General features: G+C 36.7%; 15 protein-coding genes. 10 read left to right on the top strand and 5 right to left on the bottom strand.

The window, feature by feature from the left end; translation table 11 throughout:
- The first annotated feature begins 320 nt into the window (after window positions 1–320).
- Together AC3IS6_RS17070 and AC3IS6_RS17065 are read left to right on the top strand one after the other, a co-directional pair.
- Window positions 321–1,070: a helix-turn-helix domain-containing protein gene (locus AC3IS6_RS17070; RefSeq protein WP_489161136.1), complete on the top strand. Its 750-nt coding sequence runs from the start codon at window positions 321–323 to the stop codon at window positions 1,068–1,070.
- Between the two features lie 86 nt (window positions 1,071–1,156).
- Window positions 1,157–1,720, top strand: a complete 564-nt coding sequence (locus tag AC3IS6_RS17065) for a DUF417 family protein (protein ID WP_489161135.1) — start codon at window positions 1,157–1,159, stop codon at window positions 1,718–1,720.
- Window positions 1,721–1,838: 118 nt separating this feature from the next.
- Here AC3IS6_RS17065 and AC3IS6_RS17060 read toward each other — a convergent pair whose 3' ends face one another.
- Window positions 1,839–2,765: a phytanoyl-CoA dioxygenase family protein gene (locus tag AC3IS6_RS17060; protein WP_489161133.1), complete on the bottom strand. Its 927-nt coding sequence runs from the start codon at window positions 2,763–2,765 to the stop codon at window positions 1,839–1,841.
- A gap of 446 nt (window positions 2,766–3,211) precedes the next feature.
- Between AC3IS6_RS17060 and AC3IS6_RS17055 the strand changes: the two genes are divergently transcribed.
- From AC3IS6_RS17055 to AC3IS6_RS17045, 3 genes are all read left to right on the top strand, one after another.
- A complete protein-coding gene (locus AC3IS6_RS17055) occupies window positions 3,212–4,180 on the top strand; it encodes a hypothetical protein (RefSeq protein WP_489161131.1) in 969 nt (322 codons plus the stop codon).
- Window positions 4,181–4,183: 3 nt separating this feature from the next.
- Window positions 4,184–5,449 carry an amidohydrolase family protein gene (locus tag AC3IS6_RS17050; protein ID WP_489161129.1) on the top strand — a complete coding sequence of 422 codons (1,266 nt, stop codon included), beginning with the start codon at window positions 4,184–4,186 and terminating at the stop codon, window positions 5,447–5,449.
- Window positions 5,450–6,045: 596 nt separating this feature from the next.
- Complete coding sequence (locus AC3IS6_RS17045; RefSeq protein WP_489161127.1) at window positions 6,046–8,952, top strand: S8 family serine peptidase; 2,907 nt, start codon at window positions 6,046–6,048, stop codon at window positions 8,950–8,952.
- A 661-nt stretch (window positions 8,953–9,613) separates the two neighbouring features.
- Here the strand turns inward: AC3IS6_RS17045 and AC3IS6_RS17040 are convergent.
- The 4 genes from AC3IS6_RS17040 to AC3IS6_RS17025 all read right to left on the bottom strand — a co-directional run bounded on the left by AC3IS6_RS17040 (window position 9,614) and on the right by AC3IS6_RS17025 (window position 15,527).
- The gene (locus tag AC3IS6_RS17040; protein ID WP_489161125.1) at window positions 9,614–10,645 is read right to left on the bottom strand and encodes a hypothetical protein; all 1,032 of its coding nucleotides are present in this window, start codon (window positions 10,643–10,645) and stop codon (window positions 9,614–9,616) included.
- Between the two features lie 58 nt (window positions 10,646–10,703).
- On the bottom strand, window positions 10,704–12,236 hold the full coding sequence (locus tag AC3IS6_RS17035) for a sulfatase family protein (RefSeq protein WP_489161123.1): 1,533 nt from the start codon (window positions 12,234–12,236) through the stop codon (window positions 10,704–10,706).
- A gap of 547 nt (window positions 12,237–12,783) precedes the next feature.
- Window positions 12,784–14,391, bottom strand: a complete 1,608-nt coding sequence (locus AC3IS6_RS17030; RefSeq protein ID WP_489161121.1) for a class I SAM-dependent methyltransferase — start codon at window positions 14,389–14,391, stop codon at window positions 12,784–12,786.
- A 155-nt stretch (window positions 14,392–14,546) separates the two neighbouring features.
- Entirely contained in the window at window positions 14,547–15,527 is a 981-nt protein-coding gene (locus AC3IS6_RS17025) for a GlxA family transcriptional regulator (protein WP_489161120.1), read from the bottom strand.
- Window positions 15,528–15,728: 201 nt separating this feature from the next.
- Between AC3IS6_RS17025 and AC3IS6_RS17020 the strand changes: the two genes are divergently transcribed.
- The 5 genes from AC3IS6_RS17020 (at window position 15,729) to AC3IS6_RS17000 (ending at window position 23,475) form a co-directional block, all read left to right on the top strand.
- Window positions 15,729–16,136, top strand: coding sequence for a VOC family protein (locus AC3IS6_RS17020; protein ID WP_489161118.1), 408 nt, complete (start codon window positions 15,729–15,731; stop codon window positions 16,134–16,136).
- Window positions 16,137–16,146: 10 nt separating this feature from the next.
- Window positions 16,147–16,584, top strand: coding sequence for a VOC family protein (locus AC3IS6_RS17015; RefSeq protein WP_489161116.1), 438 nt, complete (start codon window positions 16,147–16,149; stop codon window positions 16,582–16,584).
- A gap of 97 nt (window positions 16,585–16,681) precedes the next feature.
- Window positions 16,682–17,071 carry a DoxX family protein gene (locus AC3IS6_RS17010; protein ID WP_489161114.1) on the top strand — a complete coding sequence of 130 codons (390 nt, stop codon included), beginning with the start codon at window positions 16,682–16,684 and terminating at the stop codon, window positions 17,069–17,071.
- Window positions 17,072–17,899: 828 nt separating this feature from the next.
- Window positions 17,900–19,504: a hypothetical protein gene (locus AC3IS6_RS17005; RefSeq protein WP_489161112.1), complete on the top strand. Its 1,605-nt coding sequence runs from the start codon at window positions 17,900–17,902 to the stop codon at window positions 19,502–19,504.
- Between the two features lie 779 nt (window positions 19,505–20,283).
- Window positions 20,284–23,475 (top strand): SusC/RagA family TonB-linked outer membrane protein, encoded by a 3,192-nt coding sequence (locus AC3IS6_RS17000; protein WP_489161110.1) that lies wholly within the window; start codon window positions 20,284–20,286, stop codon window positions 23,473–23,475.
- The last annotated feature ends 8 nt before the right edge of the window (window positions 23,476–23,483 follow it).

The raw sequence follows: 23,483 nt of genomic DNA, 5'->3' as shown, positions 1-23,483 counted from the left end.
TCTGAAAAGACAGGCTTTTATTTGATAAGGGCCAAATATAGTCAATTGCAAAATAATGAATTCTTAAAATTTTTAGAAAATATCAAAAATTCAGGATAGGATAACATTCCGTTAAAAGACATTCTCTTTTTTAGTATTGTTTTTTGAGGATTGGGTGTAGCAAAAGAACAATTCATTCTTAATTTTGTAGAAAAGCAAAGACGCATTAAAAGTATAAAATAAACAAAGTATATTCAGAACGGGGTACTTTTTTATTAGGAATAGCCAACTCAGAACAGTTTGCCTTAAATAAGCCTGTTCAGTTTAGCGAATACACCATTTTGTTTGTTAGTGAAGGGGAAGGAATTTATCATGCCGATTTTGCTTCTTTTCATTTTAAGGGGCCTGTCTTATTGTTTTCAACACCTCAACAATCTATTTACATAAAAGAGATTAAGCCACTTTTGTATAGTGTTTTACAATTTCATGGGGATTTTTATTGTATTGAATACCATAGAAATGAAGTTGCTTGTAATGGTTTACTCTTCAATACTATTTATGAGGAACCGTCTATAAAACTGACTGTTGAGCAGTATCAGTTGTATGCACAGTTAATGAATCAGATAGGGGATGAGCTCAGGCAGCAAGCACCTTCCGAGATTGTATTGAGAGCCTATATTCAGCTTTTTCTGGCGAAATCAAGCAGTATCAAAATGAGCTGCATTGAAAAACAAGAGCTTCAAAAAGATGAAAAAATGGATCAGTTTAAACTGCTGCTCGAAGAACATTTTTTAGACCTTCATAAACCAAACGATTATGCTTCTTTATTAGCGATGACTTCTAATAGTTTAACCAAACAGTGCAACAAACGCTTCAATAAAACTCCGACACAAATGATTCAGGAGCGATTGATACTGGAAGCAAAAAAACACCTTCACCTTACCAGAATGAGCATTAAAGAAATTGCTTTTGCTTTAAAGTTTCAGGACGAATACTATTTTAGCAGGGTCTTCAAAAAAATGACTAACGTTTCTCCACAAACTTTCAGAAAAACAACCGGAATCTCGATCGTGGCAGATTTGTCTAGGTAATATCCTTTTTCGTCCATTCTTTGCGATGGTTTCTGGACGTAGTTTTGCGCTGTTACTTTTAAACAATTAATTTAAAAACAGCAGCTATGATAAATACCCTTTTAAATGCCATCGCCAATTTAGATCAACTCGGAAAAAAAGCAGTACGTGCCGGAATTGTAGTTATTTTTCTCTGGATAGGTGGACTTAAATTTTTTACCTACGAAGCAGATGGAATCGTACCGTTTGTTGCCAACAGTCCTTTTATGTCTTTCTTTTACGATCATCCTTCTGAATACAAAGAATATACGAATAAAGAAGGAGAGTTAATTGCCAAAAATCACGAATGGCACCTTGAGAACAATACCTACGGATTTGCCAACGGCCTGGGAATTTTATTAATTGGAATCGGGATTCTGGTCGCCATTCATCAGTGGGCACCTTTGGCCAGTATGATTGGCAGTATATTGGTTTTTATACTAACCATTGGTACACTTTCTTTTTTAGTAACGACACCCGAAAGTTGGGTACCGCATTTAACAGACAATCAATATGGATTTCCTTATTTGTCCGGCAGAGGACGTCTGGTTTTAAAAGACGTTGTTATTCTGGGAGCTTCACTAATTACCATGAGCGAATCGGCAGCCTTGTATTTGAAAAGAAAACAATGACTCCGTGTTGCCATTAGATTTTAAAATTTGAAGTATCAAATAGCTCAAACCATATCGGTTGAGCTATTTTTGTTTCTTAAGAATTTCTAATTGATTCAGTAGTTATTAATTCGGAAACCTATATCCATTCTCCTGCGATGTTATGATCATTTGGTAAATAAGTAAGGTACTGGACCATTCTGGGATTTTGACCTTTATTTGGTGTCGCACAATGTGGCAGTGCGCTATTCCAAATGATAAAATCACCTGTTTTTCCAAGTATAGGTTCTGATTTCAGTGTTTTGATTGCTTCCTCTCTTGGGTTAACCTCCGGATCGAGGTTATTCAGCCAATCGTTTATTTTGTTATGAAATCCCGGAACACAATGAAAAGCACCATCCTCTGCGCCACAATCGGTGAGATAGAGTAGTCCTTGTAGTTCAAATTTCATAGGTTGTTTCAAACTGGCATCCCAGTGAAGCGGACTCCCCAAAAAAGTAAAATCGTTAGTTTCAGGAGGGTTAAAACTTACTTTGTCGATCGTTTTGTATATTTTATCTGTGTTGTAAAGCTGTTCATAAGCTCTTTTAATTTTTGCTGAAAATCTATTTCGATTTAAAGTTTCGTGATCGGAGAAATTAAGCATCAGTCCCTTTTGATCCTCATGTCTTTCATACCAGCTTTCTCTGTTGTTTGGATCCATATTTAAAAAATCCCAAATAGCCAGTTGAGTTTCTTCACAATCTTTTTCTGAAATTACATTTTTTAGAATGACATAACCGTTTTCATTCCAAAACGTAAGATCTTGTTGGGAGAGAACATCGGTCTTAATATCTTCGGATTCGTAACTTGTGTTTCGAATTCTGTTGTTGATCCAGTTTTTAAACGTATCAAAATCGGGCTTTTCAAAATACAAAAATTGTAAGGTGTCTTCCATACCAATACCTAATTGGAATAAGATTTTAATTTCTGCATTCCAGGTCTCATCATTGTTTTGTACGGTAGTGCTGTCAGGGTGTAAAGTTCGTTTCCATAACTTTTCAAGAATAGTCAAGGACTCTTTCATTTTGATAGTTTTTATAATTTAGAAATCAATAATTTCAAAAGTAAGGCATTTGAAGCAGCCAGTTTAAAGTAAAAACACCTGTTTTTATTGTTTTTAAAGAAGACTCCCTGCCTGATTTTCTTTCAAAGCCAACTGATGATATAGTGTTGAAATCAAGTGTATTTACCTGTTAATAATTCTGTAATTTTACTTATACTTGTTGTGATTTTGTGTTTTTAAGGAGTTGATTATAAGTTGGGAGAATAAAGAATAAAGATTTTTGGTTTTGGAATTTGGATTTTTCAGGTCTAGAGCAGTTATCGAGTAAGGAGTAAGCTAAAAATCCTTTAAAGAGTAAGCAAAACTTTAAATTTAGAGATAATGGATGTTAGTTTTTTTCTTCGACGATTGTACAGGTTGCTATTTCATTGGTCATTAGCTGGGCGCTATTTGCGTTGTTGTGCAGTATGATTCTTGAAACAACCGTACAAATAAAAAGTGAAAGAGGTCGTTTTTTCAGAAACAAAATTGTAGAGAAGCTTTTTGATTTTTCGAATCAGATTAATTGGGGATTGTTGATGTACAATAACAGTAATATTAGATTATTGACCAAATCAGAAAAAGCTCCTCCAACAGAAATTACCTCCAAAACTCTGGCAGAAGTATTAATAGATACTGTCGCGAATGCTCAGGCTGCCAAAATACTTCTGCAAGATCATAACGAACAAAATATAAGAAGGTATGACAATGACTTGCTGAATAATTTTGAATTTGCGATTACTTATTTAGGACAAAGTGATTTGATTATGATGCTCAAAAATGCCTTGAATAAGGCAAAAATTAAAGCTACTGAGCCCGGGGATAGGGTTGTAGAAAAGACTCTTTATGAGGAACTGGTAAAAGAAGTTACTATCTGGTTTGATCAGTTTAGCGACAGAACGAGTGTATGGTATAAGAAGCTTTCGAGAAAACGTCTGTTTATTATTGGGCTTTTAGTGAGCGGAATTATAAATATTGATAGTATTGTTCTATTTAAGTATTATGACAGTAATCCGACGGCGAGAGCCGGGATGATTGATTATTATTCCAAGAACAGAGAACAATTAGAGGTACTGAGCGCAAAATATAGTACGGCAGGACAAAATAGCGCTGTAGATCAAGCCTCTATTGAGTTGACCAAAAAAGACATTAAAGATTTAACGAAACAAATTGATAGTCTTAGAACGAATCTTGATCTGCCTATTGGCTGGAATAAAGCAGTATGCACGGATACGAAAAATACTTCGGGACAAGATCGTTTTACTCTCTCTTGCATTTTGTTAAAACTATTAGGTATCATTATTTCGGCTTTTGTGGCAAGTTTAGGAGCTCCATTCTGGTTTGATGTTTTGAAAAAAGCAACTTCTACAGCTCAAACAGTAACTAAAGTAGTATAAATCATGAATAATAATTATAAAAATGCTCACACGCATATATTCACGATGAATAATGCGCCGAAAAATTTCCTGGAATTATACTTGCCACCGTTTTTGGCAAAAGGAGTTGACAATTTTACCAATACCGATCTTGGTGCCTGGACAATCAGGCTTTTGGCCAGTGGAAATAAAGGAATGGCTAAAAGATATGCAACATTCCTGCAAATTGGTAAAAGTAAATATCAGACTGATATTTTTGAAGATCTAATGTCCCGATATCCTAATGAAACATTTCAATTTGTTACACTATGTCAGAACTTAGAATATTTGGGTGTTGGCAGATCAGTTAGTGGGTTTGAAGGGCAAATTGAAGAAGTGATTGATATAAAAAGAAAATATCCAACTAATATTTTACCTTTTTTCGGACTCGATCCAAGATGGAAAAGCAGCGGTGACGAAATTCAAAAAACGGTAGAGCGCTATTTTGAAACTAAAATCGAAGTAGGCGGAACCTATATTTATCCTTTTCAGGGATTAAAAATGTATCCGAGTACCGGTCATTATGCTTTTGATGCAAAACTGAAAAAAACTATGGAATGGGCCGCTGACAACGGTGTGCCGATAATGACACATACCTATTATTTAGGCGGAATTTATAATTATGATAAAGATTACATTATACGAAACCTTAACCCTGTTGATCCTTATACCGGAAACGTATATGGAGTACCTAAATTTATTGAGGAGAAGGGAGGCTGGTTAGGCAATCTTTTTAAAGAACAAACCCGAAACAGCTGTAAAAGCAGTTGCTCTTATTTTCTCGAGCCACATTCTTACGAATCGATGTTGAATCAAATTAAAGACCTTAAAATATGTTTTGCACACTTTGGTGGTGTAAAGCAAATACAGGCAACGAGAGAAAATAATAAAGAGAGCAATCAACTTAATCCTTATGGCGTGTTAAGAAAGAACTGGTTCAATCAGATACAAAATCTAATGTCTCAGCATTCAAATGTTTATACAGATATATCGTATGATGTAGCAGAATGTCTTTTAAAAGAGAATAATGATCTTTATGAAGTATTTTTTAAAGAGGTTGATAAATCGTATGGAAATCAGATATTGTTCGGAACCGATTATTTTATGACCGAAAAAGACAGTCTGGAGCAAGTAGCTGTTCAGGGTTTTAGAAATTATGCTTCGAAAGCTACACTCCAAAATGGAAATTCATTATGGGATCAAATGGCAAAGAACAATATTAACAGTTATTTAAAAAGCAAATATTATTAATGGAGAAATAGCTGAAATGTTCAAATTATCTACATTAATAAAAGCGATAATTTTTTTGAATTGCCTTAAATTTTAATAAGGAAGCTAATTATTCAAAGAATAGTATAAAATCTTTAAACCTTCAAGATCAATTGATTTTGGAGGTTTTTTTTAAGGAATATGTCTCTACTTATTTTTCATAATATTTTCAGTTTTGTTAAGTCATTTAGAAACTGAATTATGTCTTTGTAGTCAACTTGACGATCAACAAGTTCAAAAACTTATGTTAAGAACTGTAATTCTTACAATTCTGCTCCAGCTTATGTTTTTTCCAGTAAGTAATAAATAAATGATTAATTAGCTTTAAATCAGGTATTTATACTCTTTTTTACCTCGTTTGGTTTAACGAGTTTTGTTGTGTTTGAAATAAAATCCTACAAATAACCAGATGTTTTGTAGGTAAATCACACTGTGACTTACTATTCAGTCAAGTCTTACAACATGCTACCTAATTTATTAACCTTTAAATAATTCAAATTATGGAAACTAGAAGCCCTCCTTTTGTTTGTACAGATTTTTGAGATATAAAAAATGATTAACCCCTTAAATCAAATTATATGAAAAATTTATACAAAATTATGCTGCTTTGCGTCTGTGGAGCTACTTATGCACAAACCCAAAATGATATTACCAAAATTCGGTCAGGCAGTAACTTGTCTGAACTACAGTCTCTGAGTCAGAGATACCAAACCGAGGCCGACCAGAAGAAACAAAGAATCAGTAATCTTGCGAAAGCTAATGGTTGGCGCACTTCCTTTAGTAATAAAAATGGAACTACAAGCGAATTAGTAGATGTAAGTACCGATGGTAAAACGCCTATTTATTTTGCTACTGAAAATGTAAATGCCGCAAAATCCACACGAGCAAATTACTTGAATTCCGGTGGTGGTTTAGGATTGAACCTTAACGGACAAAACATGACGGCTTATGTTTGGGATGGCGGTGCTACACTTCCTACTCACAATGAGTTTGGCGGAAGAGTGTCCATTAATGATGGTGTTACTACTATTGTTGCCGGAAGTAACAACAGCCAGCACGCCAATCACGTAACAGGTACTATTGTTGCGGCAGGTACTGTAGCGGCGTCCAAAGGAATGGCCTTTCAGGGAAATGCCAGAACTAACGAATGGACTAACGATTTGACTGAAGCCACTACAGCAGCGGCAAACGGAATGTTGATCTCCAATCATTCTTATGGATGGGCCACAAGAAACTCTGCTGGAGCGGTTCTGATAGCTCCGTGGCAGTTTGGTGCTTATCAAACTACCGCCAGAGACTGGGACAATCTGATGTTTAATGCTCCTTACTATCTGCAGGTGAAATCAGCCGGAAATGATGGTGGTGATAACACTGCAAATACAAGTCCGTTAGGTGGTTTTACCGCTTACGACAAACTTACAGGATTTTCGACCTCTAAAAACAATCTGGTGATTGCTAATGCTAACGACGCTGTGATAAGTTCAACAGGAGCTTTAACAAGCGTTACCATTAGCGGGTCCAGCAGTCAGGGACCTACAGACGATTTGAGAATCAAACCGGATCTTGCCGGAAACGGAGCCTCCGTTTATTCCACAGCCACACTTACAAATCCGGTAACACCATTAACCAATAGCAGTTATGGTAATGCCAGCGGAACTTCTATGGCAGCTCCAAACGTAACCGGAACTTTACTTTTATTGCAACAGCATTATAAAAATCTGACCGGAAACTTTATGCGTGCTGCCACTCTAAAAGGATTGGCTTTGCACACAGCAGACGATGCCGGAGCTGTTGGTCCTGATGCTATTTTTGGATGGGGTTTATTGAATGCAAAATTTGCAGCGGAAACCATTACAAAAAACGGAACAGCGTCTATCGTTCAGGAAAGTACACTGGTTAACGGAGGTACTTATACATTGTCCGTAACCTCAGACGGTGTTAATCCGTTAATTGCATCTATTTCCTGGACAGACCCTGCTGGTGTTGCTTACTCAGGAAGTACACCAAATATCGGTACAGCAAAATTGATAAATGATTTAGACATTCGTGTAACCAATGGTGCCGGTACTAATTTTCCATATCGATTATTAACAGCAACAACAAATGGATTGGGTGATAATACCAGAGATCCATTTGAACGTATCAGAATTGTTGGAGCAGCCGGAACGTATACCATAACCGTAACTCATAAAGGAAGTTTGGTAAATGGAAGTCAGAATTTCTCAACAGTTGTGACCGGAATTACCGTACCGGATCTTTACATCAAAGACAGACCGTTTGATGTTGGATTACAGCCTAATCCGGATTCAGGACCTATGTGGATCAGTGATGATATCTGGGTAAGACAAACGATTGACGGAGGAACTGCACATGAAAACCCTGAGTTTAAATTAAGTTCTCCAAACGGAGTTTACGTTAAAGTTACGAATAAAGGAACCGTTGCCAGTGCTTCCGGAAAAGTGAAACTGTATTTTGCAAAAGCTTCTTCAGGATTAACATGGCCTACGAACTTTGTTAATTTTTATGTTGGACCTGTACTGCATGGTGATTATATTGGAGAGGTAGCTATCCCGGCAATTGCCGCAGGTGGAAATGCTACGGTGGTTATTCCTTGGTACCCGCCAAACCCTGCTGATTTCACTTACGATATACATCATTTTTGTTTAGCTGCAAGAATAGAATCATCAGAAGATCCTATGTTTAATGAGCAAACCAATGTTAGTATTGCTGCAAATACCAAAAATAACAACAATATTGCCTGGAAGAATTTAAGTGTATATAATCTGAATACGACCGATTTTGTTCCTCCAACTGCTGTATTCATTAGAGGAATCAGATCTAAAAACATCAATGTAAGATTTTTAGACAGAGGATTTAATGAACAGTTTAAGAATAATTTCTTTGATTTAGGCGGTACAATCGAAGCTACATTGGACCCAAAACTATTTGAAAGAGCACAAGCCAATGGAAGTCTGAAAGGAGTACAGATTTTAGATAAAAATAAAATCCTTATTACTTCCAGAGATGCATCCATAGCAAATTTACCAATCGATATAGATGAAACTTTCGGAATTACATTTGATTTCAAAGTTGCAAAAGACTTCCCAGTTGAAGAACAAATTACCTTAGACCTTGTTCAGGAAGATGCTAAAAGCGGAGAACTTGAAGGAGGGGAGCGTTTTGCACTGGTAAAAGCTAAAGCCAATACTAAAGCTGGAGCAACATCACTTGTTGAAGCTGCTGAATCTCGAATTGTTACCATTTATCCAAATCCAACAAACGGAATATTTAAAGTAGGAATCAACAACGAGGAACAGGGAACTTTAAAAATAACAAGTGTTTTCAATAGTGTTGTTTTTGAAGAAAAAACGAATAAACAAAAAGAGTTTAGTGTGAACATTTCAAAACAAGCTCCCGGAATTTATATCGTTCAGTTTATCTCTGAAAAAGGAAAAGTAGTTACAAGAAAAATAATTAAAAACTAATATTTTTCGAGTGAAACACTTATTACTTTAATGAGTGTATGAAATTGAAGGAAGTCGTCTCAATGTAAATCTTGAGGCGATTTCTTTTTTTATAAAAGAAAAGCTTTGCAGACTTTGGCTTTTAAACGCAAAGTACGCTAAGTTTTTTTTATGCGTAGGTTTTATATAAAAAACATAAAGTCCGCAAAGCTTTGTCTAAGTATAGCTTTGCTAACTTTGCCTTTCTAAGTGCATACAGCTAAAATTCTTCGCGTGCTTCGCGTTAAAATTTTCAGCTTCAAATGGAGTGAAGTACTTTGACATTTAACGCAAAGTGCGCTAAGTTTTTTTATGCACAAGGTTTTATGTGAAAAGCATAAAGTTCGCAAAGCTTTGTCCAGATATAGCTTTGCGAACTTTGTTTTTCTAAGTATATGCAGCTAAAATTCTTCGCGTGCTTCGCGTTAAAATTTTCAGCTTCAAATGGAGTGAAGTACTTTGACATTTAACGCAAAGCGCACTAAGTTTTTTTTATGCGTAGGTTTTATACAAAAAACATAAAGTCCGCAAAGCTTTGTCTAAGTATAGCTTTGCGAACTTTGCCTTTCTAAGCGTAATACAGCTAAAATTCTTAGCGTGCTTTGCGTTAAAATTTCCAACTTAGATGATTATTGCTCTATTTTCACGGATGAACTTTTGCAAGATACGAAGACACCGTTAGGATATCCGAATCATTTTTAACCGTATAAACGCCTAAAATACTATTTTGATAAGCTGTATTGGCACTTGTACTGTTAGCATCCGGAAAATCAATATCTATCCAGTTGGCTTCTCCAAATGAGCCATCTGAATTTCGATTTACAGCAACAAGGGAAGCTCCCATCTCTTTTCCGTTAATACTAATCCAGTCAGACGGCATATGATAGCCATTATCTTTGGCAGCAGTAATGCCTTCAAAATGTGTAACTACAGACAGAGCCGTTTCATTCTTATAACTAAACGATTTTAAATTACTTGTTTCCTTTGTTTTGGAATTATAATCAACCAGAAAAGCCTGGCTTACTTCTCCCGGTTTAGCACTCGAATAACCGCCTGCCATAGTGTAATGATCACCGCCATTGTGCCAGATACCGTACAAAGTAGTCGTTAAGGAATCGGGAACTTTAAAATTAATATATTCTTTAGTGACAACATCATATAGAAACGAATATCCATTTTTGTCATTCTCTACATCATAATTCCCAACTGCGATTCCGCCCATTATACTATGAACAAATACATTATTGGTATTACCGCCATTTGGTGACACCTGAACCCAGGTTCCTGAACCGTCCACTGGTCCTTCGTAATAAAAACCAAGGTTTCCGCTCGGAGCTTTACCGGTAGAGGCAGAGATTTTATAGGAACCAACTAATTGCACTTTACCATCATGTCCGTTATTAGGGCCGTAACAAGAGGTATTGATAACCGTTGCTGTTGGTGTACTTGGAAAATTTATAATGTTCCATTTACCTTTATTGCCACTACCATTAATTGGGCCTTCATAGATTAAGCCCTGAACAATATCATTAAGACCTATTAAACTGCCTGAAATGTATACATTTTCAGATCCCGTTACGCCTCTTATACCTTGTATACTGGTTTCTCCACCATTAGGATAATTGAAATCCGTATACTTTGCAGTATTGACTTCCAGATTTATATTTTCTGACATAATTTTTCTTTTTAGATTATTGCTTTATACTTTTTAGCACTGTGTTCTGTAGCTGTTTTTAGTTAAATGTTGTGGTACTATACACATCTTTTGGAGCGTTTACCCAAAGTTTTTCTACCTCCAGTTGGTGCAATTGCTCTTCTAGTTCGTGTCTGATTTCACTGTACGCCGGATCGTAGGCAAGATTTGTAATTTCCAGCGGGTCATTAACTAAATCATAGAGCTCATATTGTTTAAAATAGGCTGTAGCGGCATCAAAATAGTAGTCAAATTTCCATTTTTCGGTTCTGATACAGCGAATGCGATTAGCCGCTCTTACGATAGTCCACGTACTATTTGACCCCGCCTTAATATCATCGTAAGTAAACAAAAGACTATGCTGAACCGGTGTATTGTCCTCCATTATAGGCAACAGACTCGTACCTGCAAGCCCCGTTGGCGGATTGGAAACATTAGCCATCTCAATAAAAGTAGGAAAAACATCCGCTAATGTTACTAAGTTAATAGAGTGTTTGACAGGATGATCCTTAAACAGAATCGGATTTGATATAACAAGAGGTACTCTTAAAGCTTCTTCATAGGCAACAAAAGTTTTCTGGCGTAATCCGCCATGAGCGAGCCCCATTTCGCCATGATCAGATGTCATGGTAACGATTGCAGAATCGGCCAGTTTATGTCCATTTTCATCTTCCTTATACAGTTCGTCAATCAGATAGCCATATTGTTTATCAGCGAGACTTAATAAGTAACCGTAAAAATTGATATAATTCAGTTTGTCTTCGGTGCTATTGACTGCTCCGAGACTTAAAGCCATATTGATCAGGATTTGTTCCTGTGCCATTGGTTTTTTATTCTCGAGTAGATTTTCACTTACGGTAGCGGGAAGACCGATCTCTCTACCCAGCCAACTGTCCGGATGGTATCCTGATGTACCTGCTGTTCTGGGATAAGCCAATACGTCGTGCGGATTTACGAGAGACAGAATAAGACAATAGGGTTTATGGTTTCCTGTGGCTCTTTGTGCTCTTACTTCCTTTAGATATTGAATAGCTTCAGCGGTATACCTTGCATCATGATTGGCATATCCGCCTCCAAAATTAAGCGGATTGACATCTTCACCGGCGTCGGGAGCAATCCAGCCCATAGCCCCAAAGAGTGAAATATCGGCGGCCGTTAAATCTTCGTAGTTTGTTTTAGTTCCATTAGGAGCTACGCCTTTACTCATGTGCCATTTTCCCCGGTATTGCACATCATATCCATCCGCCCAAAGTGTATTCATAATATTTGGTAATGCATTGCTAAGCGTAGGTTCCTGAGGTGACAACAGACCACCTTCGGTCAGAGTCTGGCTTACTCCATGTTTCGCTGGATACAGACCTGTAAACAGGGTAGAACGGCTAGGGGAGCACATGCACGTATTGCAGAATGCACGGTCAAAACTAAAACCATTTTGTTTCAGAAAAGTCAATGTAGGAAGATTTTCTTGTTCCCATCCCGGCGGGAAATGTTGCGTAGCACGCTGCTCGTCGGTAATAATTAAAATCATGTCCGGCTTTTGGCCAATCTCGTTAAGTTTTTCTTTTAAGTTCATTGTTTGTGGTTTAAGGGGTTAATAAAAATTGTAATTGTTGATATAATGACGAGTAGTCAATAATGATAGGTCAGCTTGAAATAATCTAAAAAGGGAGTTGCTTTGAAGGCTGTATAAAATCTGGGCGTGGAGAAAGGATGTTAAGATGCGGGTGTGGAGTAAATCACAAAAGGCCTGTATACAGTGTTTTAATCAAACTTTTGATTTGATTAATAAGAATAAAATTACAATAACTAAGTAGATTTAAATTACGTATAAATACCTGTTTTATAGAGATATAGGATTTGATAATGAAATACTTTCTATTGAACGACCAATAGCGGTCTGTAGAATCTTTAATAGAAAAATTTTGTTTGAATGAGAAGTATAATGGAAAAACTGTCTGCATAATTTTGATATCATACTCTATAGGAAGCAGAAGTTTTAAATTAGAAGCGTGAAGTTCTAAATGTCTTAAAAATCAAAAACCTTCAAAGACACTAGACTTTGAAGGTTTTTGAATCAAATGATTTTAAAATAACAGCACCTGTTTAATGAGACTACCGCTCTAACTTCCTTTTAATAAATTGATACTTACGGTCGCGATATCAGCATCCGGAAATCGTTTGAAAATAGATTTATCAGGGAATAACCCCGCTTCTGCGGCAACTTTATTAAAAACATCTATTTCAACAATATACTGGTCCGAAAAACCATGAGTAGCATCATAAGCTGTAGCAGGAGTTTTTCCGATATTGTCGGCAGCAAGTTTTGGATCTATGGTATGTAGTTCAATCAGGAGTAAACCAAATTTGCGCACATAAGGAGACCACTTTTGCAAATGCTCCAGAAGATTATCTTCGACCAGATTGTTACTGATTCTTTTCCCTCTGTAGGCAAATGCACCGTTAGACGCACTAATTCTGTCTTTGTCGATGTGTTCCGGATCTTTCCAGATTCGATTGTGATCTAAAAAAGTTCTTACGTTAAGCAAATCCTTCAGGTCAATATTGTAGTTTTCTTTAAGATCTTCCGAAAGTAGTTGCGGACGTCCGATATCACCCCAAATTACCTTTGCCCAAATGTCGGCCTTGATAAGATTGGCTCTGGTTACTTTCAGTGCTGCCTGATTATAATCGGCTCCCACCAAAAATAATGGATATTCATCGAGCATTTTCCCACGTAGAGTTTGTCTGTCGATTACTTCAAAAATATGCTGAAGAAAAGCGCCATTACCACAACCCATATCAAGAATTCCTTTAGGTTGTTGTTCGATTGGCAGGTTGAAAAGAGTAACTATAATCTCATCTACAACTTTAAAATAAGTATCGTGAGCACCACCACTTCCCCAAACGTTCATTTCACGATCAACATGAATTTCGTTTTCGCCATCGGTTATCATTCTTAGTACCGCTGGATCACCAAAGATTAATTCCTCAATTTTAGCAAATGTTGGCAAATACGAAACCGTTACGCCATAAGCACTGGCTCTTTTGGCATAAAAAAGACCCGTTTCTGTAAATTGGTAGTTGCCATTTTTTTCCAAAAACCATCCAAGATGCACAAAAAAGTCCAGTATTTTTTTAAAATTTTCAGGAGATTTATGAAACTCTTCGGGCTGGAATGAAGTTTCCATGAAATATTTGTGAAACATCCCTTTCATTGCCAGACGAACAATTGTCGGACCTATCAAATGGCCTTCGATATGTTTTAAAATCTGTTCCTGAAGACTATTTTTTAAAGGATCATCAGAAGGTTCAATACCATACCTTTTCTTATATTTTTCAAAAATAATATTGAGTTTTTCGAAGGGTACATCTTCAAAAAGACGCGGATGAAACTGCACCGAAAACTGAAGCAGATCAACAACATCCTGATAAAGATGAAACAACGAAAAAGCCTTTTCAGTTCTTTCATTGACAGAGATCGTAATTTCTTGTGTACGGTTATCAACTTCATAATCTAAAAAGCCCTGAGAAGCCAGAATTCTTAAACCAACATTCAAATAACCTTCATTTGCTGTAAAAACAGTTACCAGCTCTGATAATTGTATTTGTTTCTTGTTTAGTATATACTCTAAAACGGCATTGTTTTTTAGTGCTATCGCTACGGGAGCAACAGCTAAGCCATCAAGATGTCTGAAAATTGAACTTCGTAGTTGTGATTTATCGGTCATAGTATAAGAATCATGGTTCGTTAAAAATAGTGATTTTTTTAACTGAAGATCAATACTTTTTTCGTTTTTTTAATGGTCAATTTAAGATTTCTGTTGCATTGTATAATGTAGAATGAATTCTTTCTAATTTACTAAATCTGTTTAGAAAACAAAGACTAGTTAACAGCCATTTTGTTGTATTTATTGCGATATTCGATCGGATTTAGACCTGTTACTTTTTTAAAAATGGTACGAAATGCTTTTGTATCGGTATAACCTACATCGTACATTACCTCATTGATATTTTTGCGGCTGTTTTCGAAGCTTTTTTTGGCAAACTCAATTTTCACCCGATTGATGTATTCTAAAACAGAATTGTTAGTGGCGGCTTTAAAGCGTCGTTCAAAACTCCTTCTTCCCAATAGCACCAGATCAGCTAATTCATCAATTGTGATTTTCTCCTGAATATTATCTTCGATAAATTCCTGTACCTGTTTGATAGCCTCATCGTTATGATTTTTTTGGCCTTGAAACATCGCAAAAGCAGCCTGACTGTCCCTGTCAATATCGATAGCAAAATATTTAGAAGCTAAAATAGCGGTTTGCCTGTCTGTATACTTTTCTACTAAGTGGAGTAGAAGATTCCAATAAGAATGTGCACCGCCACTGGAATATATCCGGTGTTCTTCTGTGATAATGCTTCCATCGATGACTTCTACTTCGGGAAACATTTCGCGAAACTCATTTTGAAAACCCCAATGTGTAGAACATTTTTTACCATCCAATAAACCGGTAGAAGCCAGTAAAAAGGCCCCAACACAGAGCGAAGCTACTTCAGCTCCTTTGTGATAGTGTTCGTTTATCCAGGGCAAAAGCTCTTGATTTTGAGCAATCGCACTTTTCATATCTCCAAATAAGGCAGGAATAACAATTAAATCTGTGGTTGTAACTTCTTTTGTGAGTTGAGACGTATTAACCGAGTACAATCCGTTATTGAGTTTGACTTCTTTTTCTAAACCAACGAGCTGTACATCAAACAATAGCGGTTTTCCCGATGCAGTCATAAACTGGTTTACAGCTGAAAATAAATATTGAGGATCTGCTATAGCCTGCAGAACGGAGCTTTCAGGAACAAGAATACTTACTTTTTTTATCATCTTCTTTATTTTTAGAACTGGCTGTAAGGGTTTATTTGTTGTACAAAGTCCCTAAAAATCAAATTGATTGCTATTTTGCAATTTCAAAGATAAAGATAGTTTGTCGTAAATGCCCTTTTTGTTGTCGTTTTTGCATATCCGCAGTCTGTTATTTCTGCTCCATCTTTGTACTATCAATTAACAACTAAAAACATAGAACAAATGGCAACAAAAATTTTCATCAATCTGCCTGTAGCAGATTTACAAAAAGCAATGTCTTTTTACACAGCAATTGGATTTACAAACAATCCTCAATTTACAGATGCAACAGCAGCCTGTATGGTTTTAACTGAAGAAATTTATGTGATGTTATTAACACACAGTAAGTTCAATGAGTTTACCAACAAAGAAATTGGTAATGCTTTTCAAAAAGCGGCGGTAATTAATTCATTGTCAGTAGACAGTATCGATGAGGTGGATACCATGCATAATAATGCATTAAAAGCGGGCGGAAAAGAAACTGCTGAAGCGAAAGACTACGGTTTTATGCAACAGCGTAGCTTTGAAGATTTAGACGGACATCTTTGGGAGGTTTTATATATGGACCTGGCCAAAATCCCACAACAATAACAGTATCAAAATGGCACAGCTTAATTCTTATTTAACATTTAACGGTAACTGCAAGGATGCAATGTTATTTTACAAAGCATGCCTTGGTGGTGAACTCGAGCTACAAACGATAGCCGATTCACCAGTAGGGAAGCGCCTGCCGGAGAAAATGAAAAGATGTATTTTGCACGCCACGCTTAAAAGCGATACTCTTGTGATTATGGGATCGGATATGGCCCCGGAAAACCTGACAAAAGGGAATGCCTTTTCGATGATGCTCACTTTTGACAGTGAAGAAGAAACACGAAAGGCTTATGCTGACTTATCGAAAGACGGTCACGCTACCCATCCGTTAGAAAGGACTTTCTTTGGAGCCCTGTTCGGACACCTTACGGATAAATTTGGGCATCAGTGGATGCTCTGTTATTCGTCAGAAGAAAACAACCCCTTAACCGTTGGGTGTAATTAGTTTTTGATAATTATACCCAATTGGATAAGCTCCTTTAAAAAACGCTATGAATCAGGAGCTAATAGCAAACTATTTTTAACCACTAACCTTTACACTTATGAAAAAAGATAAAATACTATTCTGGACTACAACAATTATCATTTTTATTATGGAGGGCATTATCCCGGCCCTAACTTCACAAACTGAGCTTGCCAAACAAGGAATCAGTCACATGCAGTATCCGGCTTATTTTGGTAATGCATTGGTAGTTTTTAAAGTGATTGGAGCACTAACCGTAATTATTCCGCAAGCGCCAAAATTTGCGAAAGAATGGGCGTACACCGGTTTCGGCTTTGTATTTATATTTGCCAGCATCAGCCATTTTGCTGTTGACGGATTCGGGTTTCAGGCGATACTGCCTTTGATTTTCCTTGGTATATTAGTGATTTCATACAAACTGTATCACAAATTGTATCAAAAAGAATATGCACTTTCAGAGGCTTATTAGGCCTGTTAAAACGGTAGAAATAAGCTATAAAAAGTAAAAGAGACGACTATGCAGGTCGTCTCTTTTACTTTTATATTATTAAGAGATGGTATTTTTTTACGCCTAATACCTATGTTTCTATGTGTTAAATCAATTATACTCAACGGGGTAAATTCATCTTGAAAATAATATGGATCGAGTCTACGGCTCTTTTATGGTTATGCCTATTTTTTACGACGAATTAAAATCCGTCGCTACAACATTATTCGAGCCGATGGCTCTTTCATAAGGTTAGTCTTTATGTTTAAAAAAACTATTTGGTCTTTAAGAATCATATAATTAAGTTCCGAAGGAACGACAAATTTTGTAACAACGGATTTTAATCCGTTGAAAATAAAGCGTGTTCAAAAAAAGTTCCGGAGGAATGAAACATTTATTTCATTTGCATACACATTACCTTCTCTGTGAAAGAAATATATTTCTCTTTTGTTCTCTTTTCGTATCTAAAATCTATGTTTCTATGTGTTGAAGCATTTTTTGTTAATTATATGCAACGGCTGAAGTTTTAAACTTTACTATTCTGACATTTCCTTGTAATTATAAGGCTTTGCAACAGAAAATAGTTGACACATGACATTAAATCCCGCGTTCGTTGCATCTTTTTTATCTCTATTAAAATCAAGCAGTAGCTTTACTACAAAAGCAACTAAACAGACAGTCTGGCTGAGATTTTCAAACTAAAAGTAAAAGACAATCTTAGAAAATAGTACCGTATAAAGCTGCTTCATTGAGATAGAATAAGGGCGAAACCCGAAAAGCCTACGAGTAGGGTAAATGCAAATTTAAATTATGGAAGTTAAAGAAATCGTAAAGCAGGAAGTATTACAGAACTTCATGGCAAAAGGTGCAAAAACAAATGCTACAGCCATTTCAAGAATGGTGAAATACACAGATGATACATTGGAAAAACTACTTGTATTTGATGTTACCACAGTAGCGGAACAGCAAAGTCCTCAGGCCCAATATACGGTAGACCAGTGGACTCAAATTTTAAAAAATCCGGAAAACATCAAGATTCGTTCTGCAGCGGTTCCAGATCAAAAAGCTTATTTTACAGAGCAGGAAGTTAAAGATAATGTTTCCAAAATTCTAAGCCTTTTCTTTGAAGGAAACGAGGTTAGGATTCCGCTTGTTACGAAGAAAGATCAGACCACTAATGATTATTATAGCGACGTGTTTGTTGAGATGAGTAATAATTTTTATAAATCTTATTCGTTAAATGCGATAAAAGAAGGGAGAGATTCAGCGCAAGAAGTCATAACAAAACTATCGGTTCTTAATGATAGTTTGGCTAGTTTTGATACTGATTTTAGAAAGATGAGGAGGGATGCCGGTTCATTCTGGCGACCTGATAATCCAAAGCGATACGACAATGTTCGAACTTCACTCGATGAGTGTCTAAGAATGCTTGGTTTGACTCGTGCCATTGCTAAAAATTATTTGGAAGTATTGGATAACATTCTGCCTGTGATAACAGAATACAGTAATTTTATAGATCTGGTAAGTTCAAGACTTCCCGATTTAAAAATTGACTCGTCTTTTAACCTGCAGACACTTACTGAAAAAGAATTTTATCTTTTTGGCTGGATTACTTTAGGAACCAGTTTTTTTGCCGGTGTAGCGACTGTTGGCCTGCTAGCGACTGCACTTGGGCCATTGGGCTGGATTGTTGCCGGACTGGCCGCTATATTATTGATTATTGGTTCGATTGATTACATTATTAATACTCTTGCTGAGGCCAACGATTTAATGGATTGGTATGAAAGTACCGAAAATAAATTAAACGATACGACTAAAAGTCTTGGAGAATTGTACAAACAATTGAGCTATTCAAAAGGATTTTTTGATGAAAGTTGGGTCGAATTTCAGGACCTTGCAAACAGTCTAAAACAAAATGATCTGCCTGTAAACAATGGAGATCAGGTAAGTTATATTTTTAAACTGTACATAGGGGCGTTTAATGAGAGGTTGATTCAGGAAAAACAGCTGTTTTTGGATATGGCGAATGCAGGTGGAGATACGTCTTTGGTGCTTATAAAGGCCAAACGAATTATTGATGACAAATATCCTTACCGTGGTGAGCTGGACGATGATGTTGAAAAAGAGGTTTGGTTAAATTCCAACAGTAATAAAATTAAATCTTTAGCTTTTAAATGGTTATTGGAAGGTTATGCGAAAGCAGGGACTGACGCAGAAAAACGACACTCTTTTGAGGTAGAAATTGGAAAAATAAGCGATCAGATGTCTCATGAAGAACTTAACAGATTATTGATCACAGCAGTTTTTGTACATGCTGCATCACCGGAGGAAGTTCTGAAAGATGCAAAATTTAATGAGACATTAGTGAACAAGATCAGATTTGAATTGATACAAAACTTAGTAATTGCTGCCTAAGGATTGGATCAAGGTCAGAAGAAAGGTTTTTAATTTCAGGAAATCTTTATAACCAATAAGTATATCAATAGAATTTTACCCCAAAAAAAGCCGTCAGATCCAGACGGCTTTTTTTTTATGAAGTGAAGAAACTCTCTAAAGCGATTTTTTTTTGGCACTTCAATTCTTTGATTCAGAGGTAGGGGAAGGATGCTGTATTTTGTCTTTTAATAATCTTAATTATCTGTATAATAGATTTTTAAGTTATCTTATATCAATAATAACTTTATTTAAACTGCAAAATACTGTATTGGATACTATTTTTTAAAGAAAAGCAAATTAACATACATTGCATTCTCTCATTTTAGAAAAAATCTTACACAGTAAAGGAAAATCAATTTATCGTTAACTGTTTTGTTTTTAGTAGTTTATCCTTTATTGGCTATTTTTTTTAACATTTTTTATATAAAAAAAAGAGTTAAAATTTTGGCATTCGTATTTTTAATATACTTTTGTTCTATCAAGTTAGTAGAATATAAGAACCGCCTAATTTGTTCACTTTTGAACGAACAGGAGCCCAATAGAAAGGCCATTTTCGATAGGGTATCGGGAGAAGTGATCCAATTCAAATAATAATAACCCAAAATAAAATGAAAAATGAAAAAGCGAATGTGTAGCTAATAAAAAACCATTTCTGCGGGAACAGAAATGGCGAAGCTTAAAGAAATTGTACATCTCTATAAGGACGGGCGGAGTATATCCGGCACCGGTCACCTTATTTATTAAACTAAAACAAAGTAATGAAAAAAAAATTAAATAGATATATAGCATTATGTATTTTGTTGATTTCCACTGGAATTAAAGCACAGGAAACGAAACCGCTTATCCAGTCTAAACTTGAAGGAACAGTAATCGATGCTGCGACAAAGGAACCTATTATTGGTGCTTCGGTGAACATTAAAGGGACTACACACGGGGTGGTAACTGATTTTGATGGAAGATTTCATTTCCAAACCGGGCAAAAACTTCCTTATACCTTAATCGTAAGTTATTTGGGGTATAAAAAAACGGAAATTGTAGCCAGTGAAAATTCGGTTACCGTTGGCCTTACACAGGAACAAAACGCACTGTCGGAAGTAGTGGTTACCGCATTAGGTATTACGAAAGAGAAAAAATCGTTAGGATATACTACACAGGCACTTAAAGGTAAGGAGTTGTCCGACACAAAAGAAACCAACTTTTTAAACAGCCTTAGCGGTAAACTGGCGGGTGTTCGTATTACCAATTCACAGGGAGATATGGGGTCTTCACGTATTGTTATTCGTGGTGAAACTTCGATATCCGGAAACAATCAGCCATTATTTGTGGTTGACGGAGTTCCGGTAGACAACTCGCAGTTGGGTAGCACTGGAGGAACCACCCGCGATTTTAAAAATGCGATTGCCGACTTAAATCCGCAGGATATTGAGTCATTAAGCGTACTGAAAGGACCAAATGCGGCGGCTCTTTACGGATCTCGTGCTGCACATGGGGTAGTTTTGATCACAACAAAATCCGGGAAAAGCCAAAAAGGATTAGGGATCAGTGTAAACTCAGGAATCACCATCTCTCAGGTGGCTACTTTACCTAAATTCCAAAATTCATTTGGACAAGGGTCAAATGGAAAGTTCAGCTTTGTAGATGGTAAAGGGGGCGGTATCAATGACGGAGTTGACGAAAGCTGGGGACCTAAACTGGACGGAAGGCTTATCCCACAATTTTATTCAAATGGTGTTGCTGTACCTTTCGTAGCACATCCGAATAATGTAAAGGACTTTTTTAATACCGGTGTCACTTATGACAATAGCGTTTCTATCGCGAAATCGGATGAAAAATCAGATTTCCGTTTAGGTATAAACAATCAAAAACAATTGGGAACGGTACCCAACAGTGAAGTAAACAAAACAAACTTTACGGTGAATACAAACTACCAAATCTCTAAAAATATAAAAGTAGGGGTAACGGCCAACTATATTGTTACCGATGCTCCGGCCTTACCGGGTGGACCACAGGGTAACCGTGCTGCCGGTGTAATGCTTCAGTTTCTTTGGTTCGGACGTCAGGTAGATATCAATGAACTTCAGAATAACAGAGATGTGAACTGGAACAACAGTTATTACAGCAATCCGTACTGGAATGCCTATTACAACACTACCAGCCAACAACGTAACCGTATCATCGGAGACATTCATTTGGACGCAAAGATTATCGATGGACTTAATTTTAAATTCCGTACCGGAGTGGATTATTACAACGATCGCAGAAAGTACACGATTAAGTACGGTACAAACGGAACGCCTTTTGGATCGTATGCAGAAGATGCTTATACTGTAAACGAAAGAAATACAGAAGGGATTTTTACCTATACTAAAAAACTAGATGATGATTTTAGTGTCGATGCTCTTGCGGGATTCAATATTCGTAACCATAGTGATGCCAACAACTATCAGAAAGCACCACGTCTGGCTGTACCTGATTTGTACACGCTGACCAATTCGAGAGACCCTTTGACGTCATCGAACTCGCTTTCAAAATTAAAAGTATACAGCGCTTATGCTTCGGCACAATTTGGATATAGAAATTATGCTTACCTGAACGTAACAGCCCGTAACGACTGGTCGTCTACATTACCAAGCAGCAACCGTTCTTATTTCTATCCTTCATTTAATGGTAGTTTTGTAGTTTCTGATGCCTTCAATCTGAAAAGTAATACACTTGATTTCTTAAAGCTTCGTGGAGGCTGGTCTGAAGTTGGTAACGATGCAGACCCTTATCAACTGTCTACAGTTTACGATTTTCAAACCGCATTTGACGGAAACCCGATTCAAACCTCAGCTAAGAAAAAACTTAATGAGAACCTGAAACCGGAAACAACACGTTCTACGGAATTAGGTATAGAATCTTCTTTCTGGAAAAACAGATTGCATTTGGATGTAGCGTATTACAACACGAATAGTTTTGATCAGATCTTGGAAATAAAAACCACAGCTTCGAGCGGTTACAATTCGCAATTGATCAACGCAGGTAAAGTTAACAACCGCGGTATCGAAGTTCAGTTGGATGGAACTCCTGTTCAAACTGAGGACTTCAAATGGAATGTAGGGGTGAATTACTCTAAGAATATTAGCGAAGTAAAGATTTTGGACTACGACAAACAGATTCAAAACTATACAATTGGTTCTTCGGGAGGTGTGGATGTATTGGCTTCAGTAGGGCAGGCTTACGGTGCTCTTTACGGTACAGCATATCAACGTGATGCAAATGGAAACATAGTAGTAGGGGCTAATGGGTTGCCTAAAGCCGATCCGCAAAAGAAAGTACTTGGACATTATACTCCAGATTATTTAGCGGGTGTCACAAATACGCTGACTTATAAGAATCTTGAATTTTCATTCCTTATTGATGCCAGTGTAGGGGGGGACATTTATTCGGGAACCAACAGAACAGGGACCTATACCGGTGTACTGGCTGAAACATTACCAGGCCGTGATGCCGCAAATGGAGGTTTAAATTACTATTATCCAAACAACAACTCGGCTAATCCGAAAACATTGTTAACGGGTGGCGTAGCTCCAAATGGAGCAACGGTATATGATGATGGTGTTATTTTTAATGGAGTGTATGCTGACGGAACCCCAAATTCTCAGGTGATTAGTGCACAGGAGTTTCACAAAGCATCTTACAACATTAACGAAGCCTACATTTACAGTTCGACTTTTGTAAAACTAAGAGAAATAAAACTGGCTTATAACTTCAATAAGAAATTTGCTAAGAAACTAGGATTAGAAGGAGCAAGTATTACTGCCGTAGGTCGTAACCTGCTATTTATCTATAAAGATGCACCAAATATTGATCCTGAAACGGCTTTCACTACAGGAAATGCTCAGGGATTGGAGAGCTTAGCTTTGCCAACGACCAGAAATTTCAGTCTTAATGTTAACCTTAAATTTTAAAAACACAA

It is taken from the genome of Flavobacterium sp. KH_035, assembly GCF_057839565.1.
Note: the sequence above shows the minus strand (reverse complement) of the source record. Positions and strands in the feature narration are given on the sequence as shown.